Raw genomic sequence first — 10,302 nt, forward strand, 5'->3', positions numbered from 1 at the left:
TACACCCTGATTCATGTCATCCTACTCCACAAAAGCCAGCGGCTTTGCGACAGATTCCAGCGTCCGCCGCTCCGCCGCGATAGCGTAACGCCATGCGACAACAGCCGCCGCGATCATCAATCCCGCCCCCAGCAAATAGCCAAAGAAAACACTGCCGCGCGATCCCGTGTCGATCAACGCGCCAAACAAGGCTGGCCCCGCGACGCCGCCAATGCCGGTTCCCACCGCATAGAAAAACGCGATCGCGAGCGCGCGCACTTCCAGCGGAAACGTCTCGCTGACGGTCAGATACGCCGCGCTGGCCGCCGGCGAAGCCCAAAAGAAAATCACCATCCACGCGATGGTCTGGGTCTGCGCGCTCAGCACACCGATCGAGAACAGATAACCCGACAGCGCCAACAGAACGCCCGAAACTCCGTAAGTGAGCGCAATCATCACGCGGCGTCCCAGCGTGTCGAACAATCGGCCCAGCAATAGAGGCCCCAGAAAATTGCCAGCCGCGAACGGCAGCAGATACCAGCCGACCTGATTTGCCCCGATCCCGTAGAAATCGGTCAGGATCAGCGCAAAGGTGAAGAAGATCGCGTTGTAGAAAAACGCCTGCGCGATCATCAGTGCCAGCCCGACCATTGAGCGCTGGCGATAGACGGAAAACAGCGTATGCACGACCTCGCGCAGCGGCGTGTGATCGCGCATCTTCAGTTTCATTTTAGGCCATGCGTGTTGATACGAGTCTTGTTTCTGCGCATGCCCGGTGACCGATCGTTCGATGTCCTCGACGATCGCATTGGCCTGATCAGGATGGCCGTGAATCACCAGCCACCGCGGGCTTTCCGGAATCCACATCCGCATCACAAACACGATGAGACCAAGGCACGCGCCGGTGAGGTAAGCGAGCCGCCAGCCCCAATCAGGCCCGATCAGATGCGGATCGAGCAGAATGATCGCGCTGACGGCTCCCATGGCCGCGCCGAGCCAGAAACTGCCGTTGATCACCAGATCCGTCCAGCCGCGATAGCGCGCCGGCACCAGCTCCTGAATTGTCGAATTGATCGCGGTGTATTCGCCACCGATTCCGGCGCCGGTCAGAAATCGAAACAGCGCGTAGCTCGCAATGCTCCATGAACACGCCGTCGCCGCGGTCGCCGTCAGATAAAGCGCCAGCGTGATGAAGAACAGTTTCTTGCGCCCGATCCGGTCGGTGAGCCAGCCGAACCCGAACGCGCCGATCACGGCGCCGGCGAGATAGGCGCTGTTGGCGAATCCGACATCGAAATTCGTAAATTGCAATGTCGGACTTTCTTTCAGCGCGCCCGATAGCGCGCCAGCCAGCGTGACCTCCAGCCCGTCCAGGATCCAGGTGATCCCAAGCGCCATCACGACGCGGGTATGAAAGCCGCTCCAGTGCAGCGCATCGAGCCGGAAGGGGATGCTGGTTTCGACGACGCGATCATCGTCGCGACGATCTTTGAAATTATCGTGGAAATGATCGTTCGTTGGCGCAGGCCCCGTTACGGCAGCCGTCACATCGCGCTGCCATCGCTGCAAATCCATCGGATGGAACCCATGAGGAAATGCCCCGGTCGACGCCCCCAAACCTGACGCGCCAAAGCTTTCGCAGCCTTTGCGCCAGCTACGCCCAATAACGAATTCGAAGCGCGGAGGTTCCCGCATTGCGGCAACGGAATTTATCGGAACGCTTAGCGCTGTTCGGGTTTTTGTCGCGGCGAAACGCCGGAAAACCGTATATTTTCCGGCCGCAAGGACGACGGCACCAGCACCGGCGGCAAGGACGGAATGAGCCGCGTGCGTTCGCGATGCGCCGGGATGGCACGGTAGACCTGCTTGGTGGCTTCCACGATATGGACCCCGGCAAACGGCAACGACAGCGCGGCGCCGACTTGCTCCCACGCCATCGCGGAGCGCAGGAACCAGCCGCTTCGGACCGGCGGCAGGAATAAAGCCTCACCCCATGCCGTCGGCGTGAACCAGGTCTGCCGCAGCAACTGCGTGATCTGCGAGCGCGAATACGGCCGGCCGTGACCGAACGGCGTTGCGTCAGAGCGCGTCCAGATTCCGCGCCGGTTCGGAATGACAGCCATCATGCGGCCCGACGGCGCCAGCACGCGCCACACCTCGCGCAGCAAACCTTCCGGATCGTCGGAGATTTCCAGCGCATGAACCAAGAGGATGCGGTCAACCGCGGCATCCGGCAGCGGCAACGAAAATTCATCGACCAACGTCGCCAGGGTCGGCCGCGCGGTCGGCCACTTCAACACGCCTTGCGCGGCCGGCATGAAGGCGATGCAGCGCTCGGAGTCCTCACGGAACAGGCCGAGATACGGCGTCGGGTAGCCGAGGCCAAGCACCCGCTGACCTGCGGCATCCGGCCAGCGGGCATGAATGCCGCGATTGATCAGCCGCCGCGCCACAATACCGAGGCGCTGCGAATAGAAATCTCTGAGATCGATGACATCGATTGTCATAAATCCAATCTAACACGAAGCCACCGGCAAAAGCGTAGCGAATATCGCATTGCTTATTCGGCGTTAACGCCATATTTCATGCCGATATGGGGCTCGATCGCGTCGTTGCCAGAATCGATCATGGAGATAACATGACTGCCGAAATTCGCCTGTTCCCCTGCCTCACCGACAATTTCGGTTACCTGATTCACGATCCCGCAACCAAGGCGACCGCCTCCATCGACGCGCCGGAAGCCGGCCCCATCATCCAGGCGCTGGAGCGCGAGGGCTGGACGCTGACCGATATCCTGATCACCCATCATCATGGCGACCATGTCGGCGGCGTCGCCGAACTGAAGCAGAAATACAAATGCCGTGTGGTCGCACCGCACGACAAGGCTGCCAAGATCGCCAATGTCGATCTGCGCGCCGCCCAGGGCGACGTCATCAAGGTGGGCGGTCTGCTGGCGCGGGTGCTGGAAACTCCCGGCCACACCCTCGACCATGTCAGCTATGTATTCGACAGCGAAAAGGCGCTGTTCGCCGCCGACACGCTGTTCTCGATCGGCTGCGGGCGGGTGTTCGAGGGCACCTATCCGATGATGTGGGATTCGCTGCTCAAGCTGCGCGTGCTGCCCGATGACTTCAAACTCTATTGCGGCCACGAATACACCGCGTCCAACATCAAGTTTGCACTGACGGTCGAGCCCGATAATGCGGCCTTGAAGGCGCGCGCCGAGGAAGTGACGCGATTGCGCAGCGAGAACAAGCCGACGATCCCGACGCTGCTCGGCGATGAGAAGAAGGCCAACGTGTTCCTGCGTGCCGATGAGCCCTCGGTCGCAGCCAGCGTGCGGATGAAGGGCCAGAGCGCCGCCGACGTGTTCGGCGAATTGCGCGAGCGCAAAAACAAATCCTGATGGATAAAGCCAGATGATCGAGGCACTGAGCGCTGCCGACATCATCGCGCGGCTCGACTTGAAGCCGCATCCCGAGGGCGGGCATTACCGCGAGACCTTTCGCGATGAGCATACCGACGCCAGTGGACGCTCGCATTCGACCGCGATCTATTTCCTGCTGGCTCGCGGCGAGCGCTCGCACTGGCATCGCATCGACGCGGTCGAGGCCTGGCATTATTACGCCGGCAGCGCGTTGATTTTGCAGATCGCCGACACTGACGGCCAGCGTAGCATCAGGCTTGGCGCAGATCTGGCGGCAGGCGAACGACCTCAAGCCATCGTACCGCCGCAGGCATGGCAGGCGGCCGAAAGCACCGGCGACTGGACGTTGGTCGGCTGCACCGTCGCGCCGGGATTTGACTTCGCGAAATTCGAACTGGCGCCGAAGGGCTGGGAGCCGGCCTAATGACGTAGGGTGGGCAAAGCGAAGCGTGCCCTTGTTTCACAGAAAGAATGGTGAGCACGGCGCAAGAGCGCCTTTGCCCACCCTACGCAGAAAACGCTTCACCCCTTCCAGATCATGTCCTTTGCCGCGATCAACCCGCCGCCGGCAATCAGGACCGCCGCAATCGCGATACTCACACTCGGCGTGGCAAAGCCCGCCAGCATCAAAAACAGCGTCGAAAGCAGCGGCGTCGCGTAGGACGCGGCACCGAGCACGCGGATATCGCCGCGCTTCATGCCGATATCCCAGGCATAAAACGCCGCACCGACGGGTCCGACGCCGAGCACGATAATCGCCAGCCATTGGCCTGTCGTCTCCGGCCAGACCGTGACTTCAACCCGTTCATGCACCACTGCGGCGAGCAACGCCGTCACCGCGCAAAAGCCAGCGACAGCATCGGTCGGCACCGATTTGAGCCGGCGCGACATCACCGAATAGGTCGCCCACACAAAGGCCGCGACGAACGCCGCGATCAATCCGGGCAGTTGGCCCGGCGCAAAGCCGCTGCCGCTGCTGGCCGCAAACAACAGCACCGTGCCGACCAATCCCAGCAACGCACCGATGACGTGATGCGGCGCCAGCCGTTCGCCCGGCAATAGCGACGAGAACAGCACGATCAATAGCGGCCAGAGATAATTCAGCAGCCCGGCTTCAGCCGGCGGCGCGAAGCGCAACGCCAGGAAATACAGCGCGTGATATCCGAACAGTCCGCCGACCCCGACGATCCACGCCAGCGCCGGTTGCCGCAAGGTGGCGACTGCCTCCGGCCGACCGATCCAGGTCAGCGATCCCACCAGCGCGCCGATCGCAAACGTCATCGCGGCCAATTGAAAGGCTGGGATCTTCCCGGTTGCCACCGTCAACGCCGCCAGCAGCGACCACATCAGAATCGCGGTCAGTCCGATCAGCGTGGCGGCGCGGGAGGTCATAAGCCTGTCATTGCAAGCGAAGCAGTCCAACCATCAGGTAGACTGGATTGCGTCGTCGTCAACTGTCCTCGCAGCAACGCAGGACATTCATCAGGTTTGATATTGCCCGCCATTCACGGTCAGTGTCGACCCCGTGATGAAGCCGGCGTCGTCGGCGGCCAGGAAGACCACGCTGCGCGCGATCTCTTCCGGTTCGCCGAGGCGGTTGACCGGAATCTGCGGGAGGATGTTCTTCTCAAGAACGTCCTTCGGCACCGCCTGCACCATTTCGGTATTGATATAGCCCGGGCAGATCGCGTTCACGGTGATGCCACCCCTGGCGTTCTCCAGCGCGAGCGCCTTGGTGAAACCGATGTCGCCAGCTTTGGCCGCGGAATAGTTCACCTGGCCGAATTGGCCTTTCTGGCCGTTGATCGAGGAGATGTTGATGACGCGGCCGAATTTCCGGGCGCGCATGCCCTCGATCACCTGCCGGGTCATATTAAACAATGAGCCGAGATTGGTGTTGATGACGGCATTCCACTGATCGAGCGTCATCTTGTGAAACGCGGTGTCCTTGGTGATGCCCGCATTGTTGACAAGAACATCGACCGGGCCGAGGTCGGCCTCGACCTGCTTGACGCCGGCGGCACAGGCATCGAACGAACTGACATCCCATTTGTAGACGGGAATACCGGTCTCGGCCCTGAACTTCTCCGCCGCCGTATCATTGCCCGCATAGCTGGCAGCAACCTTGTAACCCGCAGCCTTCAGCCCCTTGCTGATCGCCGCACCGATGCCCCGCGTCCCCCCCGTCACCAATGCCACACGCGCCATATCGAATCCCTCCCTTAACTTTCCCTGGGCTTCCTCTATTTGTACTTTTTTGTAGCGTCGAATTAAGCGGGCCGTTTGACGAACATCAAGAACAAAACGCCCGGCGCGAGCCGGGCGTTTCTTATTATCTTTGTGCGCTGCAGTTGCGAGATGATCTTTTCATCATCAAGTGCATTTGCTGCCGTTTGTTTAGTCGCGTGCAATGCACATCGCGATGCCCATGCCGCCGCCGATGCACAGCGTGGCGAGGCCCTTCTTGGCATCGCGCTTCTGCATTTCATGCAGCAGCGTCACCAGCACGCGTGCGCCGGACGCGCCGACCGGATGGCCGATCGCGATCGCGCCGCCATTGACATTGACCCTGGAGGTATCCCAGCCGAGGTCCTTGTTGACCGCACAGGCCTGCGCCGCGAAGGCTTCATTGGCCTCGATCAAATCGAGATCGCCGATCTTCCAGCCAGCCTTCTTCAGCGCGGCGCGCGAAGCCGGGATCGGCCCGGTGCCCATGATCTTCGGATCGACGCCGGCCTGACCCCACGACACGATGCGTGCCAATACAGTCTTGCCTTCCTTGGCGGCCTGCTTGGCGGTCATCAATACCACCGCGGCGGCGCCGTCATTGATGCCGGACGCGCTGCCGGCGGTCACGGTACCTTCCTTTTCGAACGCCGGCTTGAGCTTGGCCATCGCTTCGATCGTGGCGCCATGACGCGGATATTCATCGTCGCTGACGATGATGTCGCCCTTGCGGGTCTTGATGGTAACCGGGACGATTTCGTCCTTGAACTTGCCGGCCTTTTGCGCGGCCTCGGCCTTGTTCTGCGAGGCGACAGCGAATTCGTCCTGCTGCGCGCGGGTGATCTGGAATTGCCGCGCGACGTTCTCGGCGGTGTTGCCCATGTGGTAGCCGTTGAAGGCATCCCACAAGCCATCCTTGATCATGGTGTCGACGAAATCCACCGGACCCATCTTGATGCCGCCGCGCAGGTACTGCGCATGCGGAGCCATGCTCATGGATTCCTGGCCGCCGGCGACGACGATTTCCGAATCGCCGTTGAGCAGCGCCTGGTAGCCCAACGCCACCGTGCGCAGGCCCGAACCGCACAATTGATTGACGCCCCAGGCCGGGCTTTCCACCGGGATGCCGGCCGCGATCGAGGCCTGACGGGCCGGGTTCTGGCCCTGCGCCGCGGTCAGGATCTGCCCCATGATCACCTCGGAAACCCGTGCCGGCTCGATGCCCGCGCGCTCCAGCGCAGCCTTGATGGCGATGGCGCCGAGATCGTGGGCCGGCGTGGTGGCGAACGCACCGTTGAAACTTCCGACCGGGGTGCGGGCGGCGCTGACGATGACGACATCGTCTGACATGGACATCTCCTGGGTTTGGGTTCTTGGGTTTGGATTCTTGGGCCTGAAGCCTTGAGACTCGGACGGCGGGCGGCCGGATGGGCGGGCCAATCTGTCGTTCCATCCTGTTAATCTAGGCCTCCGGTGTCAATTGGCCAGAGGGCCAAATTACGCCGCGACGCATTCAAAATGACGCTCTTGGCAGTTTCATGAGCAATGCCTATGCTTTGTAATTAACCGTGCCGCACAAAACGGTAGCCGAACCACATTGAAAATGCTTACCTTTGCTGCGATGCGTTGCTTGTCAGCCCTTCGGCGAGGCCGTCGGGTTCCCGTCCTCGGTGTGCATGTGTGAGCCCATGGCGAAATCAGACCAACCCACCACGATCAAGAAATACGCGAATCGACGGCTCTATAATACCGGCACGAGCACCTATGTGACGCTCGAGGACCTCGCGGCAATGGTCAAGGACGGCGAGGATTTCCTCGTCTACGACGCCAAGACCGGCGACGACATCACCCGCTCGGTACTGGCCCAGATCATCTTCGAACAGGAAAACAAGGCGGGGCAAAATTTGCTACCCACCACGTTCCTGCGCCAGTTGATCCGGTTCTACGGCGACAGCATGCAGATGGTGGTGCCGAAATATCTCGAGCAGTCGATCGATACGCTGACGCGCGAGCAGGAAAAATTCCGCAAGCAACTGACCAACACTTTCAGCGGAACGCCGTTCGCGCCGCTCGAAGAACATGTCCGCCGCAACATGGAATTGTTTCAGCAGACGTTCTCGATGTTCAAGCCGTTCGTGCCGCCGCGCATGGGCGCGACCGCCACGGAGCTGGAAAAAGTGCCGGAGCCGGCGATCGAAGACGACAACATGGACAATCTGCGCCGCCAGATGAAAGAGATGCAGGACCGTCTCGATCGGATGTCGAAAGAGCCGAAAAAGGAAGAGTGAGTTTTTCGCGCATTGTTCGTGCGAAAATGCTGGCATCGTCCCGGCGAAGGCCGGGACCCATAGCCACCGAATCCAGTTGTTGCAGAAGGTCTCTCACACCGCGTCCCAAACGATAAGGCGCGGCGTATGGGTCCCGGCCTTCGCCGGGACGACATCGAATTTAGTTCCAATACTTTAGCTCGCCGCCGGCAATATCGTTTCGGGTGGCGAATCCCACGGGCGCTGCGAGGACGCCAGTCCAATCAGGCGCCCCTGGATAAAGTCGCAGCCCCAGTCGCGCAGCATCACGGCGGACTCTTCGTCCTGAACCCATTCGGCAACGGTCTTGATTTCCAGCCGGCGGGCCAGATCGATCAGCGTCTGCACGAAAGCCCGATCATCGGCCGAGCGAACGATGTTCTGCACGAAGGCGCCGTCGATCTTCACGATGTCGACGCCGAGCTTGCGCAGATTCCGGAACGAAGTGTAACCGGCACCGAAATCGTCGATCGCGATCCGGCTGCCGAAGCCTTTCAACCGCGTGACGAAGCCCCTGATGTCATCGATGTCCTGGATCGCCACGGTTTCGGTGATTTCAACGATCAGCCGCTCGGCGACACCGGGATGCGCCCGCATCAGCGATTCGATCGAAGCCGACCAGTCCGGGTCCATCGTGGTATCGGGCGAAATGTTGAGGCTGAGCCGCACATTCGGCGACCTTGCAAGCTCCGCCACCACAAGCTCAAGCACACGGTGATCGACCATATGGATCAGGCCGAGCTTCTCGGCGACCGGGACAATGTCCGGCGCCAGCAGCACCTGTCCGTCATTCTGCTCCATGCGAACCAGGCACTCGTAGAACGAAGCATTGCGCGAGCGCGAATCCACCACCGGCTCGAACGCCATCACGATGCGGCGATCATTGAGGGCGGTCACGATCTCGTCGGTGACGCGAATATTGACGCGGCGCTGTGCGTCGCGCTCGACATTCGGACGCCACATCGAAAATGATCCCGCACGGCGGCGCTTGGCCATGTCGAGCGTTTCGTGGGCGCGGTTGATCGCCTCGTCGGCGCTGCGCGCGTAGCGCGGCACGCTGACGGCGCCGATCGAGGCCGTGACCGAAACCGGACCGGATTTGGTCGGCACCACTTCGCCGCGAATTCCGGCCAGAAACCGCTCGGCCGCGACATTCATGTCATCGACGGTGCAGTTCTTCAGGATCAACCCGAATTTGTTGCCGGAGAATCGGCCGAGCACGTCGCCGCCGCGCAGCCGGGTACGAATCCGCGCCGCGACTTCCGAAATCACGACATCGGCGACATCGAAGCCGAAGGCATCATTGATGCGCGCCAGATGATCGATGCCGATCAACATGAAGGCGCAGGACGAGCGGAAACGCACGGCTTCCTCGATCGTCTCGGCCAACGAGGCGATCAGATGCGTGCGATTGAGTTCGCCGGTCAAGGGATCGTGCCGGGACAGTTTGACCAATTGCTCGTCGCGGGCATGGCGCTCGTTGTCGATACGGACAATGCCCTGGACGCGGGCCGGCTTGCCGTCGGCGCCGGCAAACCAGCAGCCGGATTCCTCAATCCACAACACCGGGGCCGACGTGCTGGCCCGCACGCCATATTCGATACGATAGGGCACGCCTTCGGCGCCATGCGCCAGCGACGAATGGCCCAGCGCCTCGGTGCGGACTGAACGTACCGGCTCGATCAGGTTCGAAAACGCCGCGCCGTTCGCCAACGCTTCCATCGGAATGTCCGGGAAAACCGAGGCCAGATGGTCGCTCCAGGCCATCTCGTCGGTAGCGATGTCCCAGACGAAGGCCGCCTGGCCGAGCGAGGCGAGAATAGTCGAAGCCGGGGGAATAGCGGGTTTCAAGATCGCCTCGTTTCGGGACACGCCAGTGATTCTCTGACTTTAAGAATAGTGCCTCTTTTGGGCCTGACCCTATGCAAAGTTCATAAATAATCTGGAAACCACGTCACACGATGGCAAGAAACGGCAGAGGAACGTATCGAACCCGGCCGGCATACCTCTTGCGAGGATGACTCCATAAGCGGGCTTAATGCCCCAGAATGTGACAGTCAGCCGGATTTCGATTTACGATGATGAACACCAGTCCATCAGAGCCCGTGGTAGAAGACGGCGTCTTTCTTGACGAAAAACCCGACTGTGTCGCGCTGGTGCCGGTGGCCTCGTCCGCGCAATGGTCGCCCGGCCATAGCCAGCGATCGCTGCCCAACTCGATCTTTGTCACCCAGTTGATCGCGACCGCAGAGCACATGCCGCAAACGCGCAGTTTGCGGCGCGCAACAGCGGCGGATGCGCAGACCGCTTATCGGGCCAATCAAAAGCCCGTTTACAGGCTCGGCGGCCGGACACGGCAAATCG

The 10,302-nt window shown here is 61.2% G+C and carries 10 protein-coding genes; 4 read left to right on the forward strand and 6 right to left on the reverse strand.

The genetic code is table 11. The annotated features are described in order from the left end of the window. Window positions 1–21: 21 nt before the first annotated feature. Window positions 22–1,554, reverse strand: a complete 1,533-nt coding sequence (locus HB676_RS22665) for an MFS transporter (protein WP_213740526.1) — start codon at window positions 1,552–1,554, stop codon at window positions 22–24. 146 nt (window positions 1,555–1,700) lie between these two features. After that, window positions 1,701–2,486, reverse strand: a complete 786-nt coding sequence (locus tag HB676_RS22670; RefSeq protein WP_213740527.1) for a methyltransferase domain-containing protein — start codon at window positions 2,484–2,486, stop codon at window positions 1,701–1,703. A 131-nt stretch (window positions 2,487–2,617) separates the two neighbouring features. Here HB676_RS22670 and gloB point away from each other — a divergent pair, with 131 nt between their 5' ends. Both gloB and HB676_RS22680 read left to right on the forward strand, forming a co-directional pair. Next, window positions 2,618–3,385, forward strand: coding sequence for a hydroxyacylglutathione hydrolase (gene gloB / locus HB676_RS22675; RefSeq protein WP_213740528.1), 768 nt, complete (start codon window positions 2,618–2,620; stop codon window positions 3,383–3,385). 13 nt (window positions 3,386–3,398) lie between these two features. Continuing rightward, window positions 3,399–3,830, forward strand: coding sequence for a cupin domain-containing protein (locus tag HB676_RS22680; protein WP_213740529.1), 432 nt, complete (start codon window positions 3,399–3,401; stop codon window positions 3,828–3,830). A 98-nt stretch (window positions 3,831–3,928) separates the two neighbouring features. Here HB676_RS22680 and HB676_RS22685 read toward each other — a convergent pair whose 3' ends face one another. The 3 genes from HB676_RS22685 to HB676_RS22695 all read right to left on the reverse strand — a co-directional run bounded on the left by HB676_RS22685 (window position 3,929) and on the right by HB676_RS22695 (window position 6,982). Further along, window positions 3,929–4,798 (reverse strand): EamA family transporter, encoded by an 870-nt coding sequence (locus tag HB676_RS22685; RefSeq protein WP_213740531.1) that lies wholly within the window; start codon window positions 4,796–4,798, stop codon window positions 3,929–3,931. 90 nt (window positions 4,799–4,888) lie between these two features. After that, on the reverse strand, window positions 4,889–5,614 hold the full coding sequence (gene phbB / locus HB676_RS22690; RefSeq protein ID WP_213740533.1) for an acetoacetyl-CoA reductase: 726 nt from the start codon (window positions 5,612–5,614) through the stop codon (window positions 4,889–4,891). Window positions 5,615–5,803: 189 nt separating this feature from the next. Continuing rightward, a complete protein-coding gene (locus HB676_RS22695; RefSeq protein ID WP_213740535.1) occupies window positions 5,804–6,982 on the reverse strand; it encodes an acetyl-CoA C-acetyltransferase in 1,179 nt (392 codons plus the stop codon). A 338-nt stretch (window positions 6,983–7,320) separates the two neighbouring features. Here HB676_RS22695 and phaR point away from each other — a divergent pair, with 338 nt between their 5' ends. Next, window positions 7,321–7,920 (forward strand): polyhydroxyalkanoate synthesis repressor PhaR, encoded by a 600-nt coding sequence (gene phaR / locus HB676_RS22700; protein ID WP_213740537.1) that lies wholly within the window; start codon window positions 7,321–7,323, stop codon window positions 7,918–7,920. Between the two features lie 174 nt (window positions 7,921–8,094). Here phaR and HB676_RS22705 read toward each other — a convergent pair whose 3' ends face one another. Continuing rightward, window positions 8,095–9,789 (reverse strand): bifunctional diguanylate cyclase/phosphodiesterase, encoded by a 1,695-nt coding sequence (locus HB676_RS22705; RefSeq protein ID WP_213740539.1) that lies wholly within the window; start codon window positions 9,787–9,789, stop codon window positions 8,095–8,097. A 227-nt stretch (window positions 9,790–10,016) separates the two neighbouring features. On the opposite strand from HB676_RS22705, the gene HB676_RS22710 reads away from it, so the two are divergent. Then, the coding region (locus tag HB676_RS22710; protein ID WP_213740541.1) for a hypothetical protein at window positions 10,017–10,302 on the forward strand (286 nt) is incomplete at its 3' end.

Origin of the sequence: Bradyrhizobium sp. dw_411 (genome assembly GCF_018449695.1) — a bacterium.
Classification (GTDB): domain Bacteria; phylum Pseudomonadota; class Alphaproteobacteria; order Rhizobiales; family Xanthobacteraceae; genus Bradyrhizobium.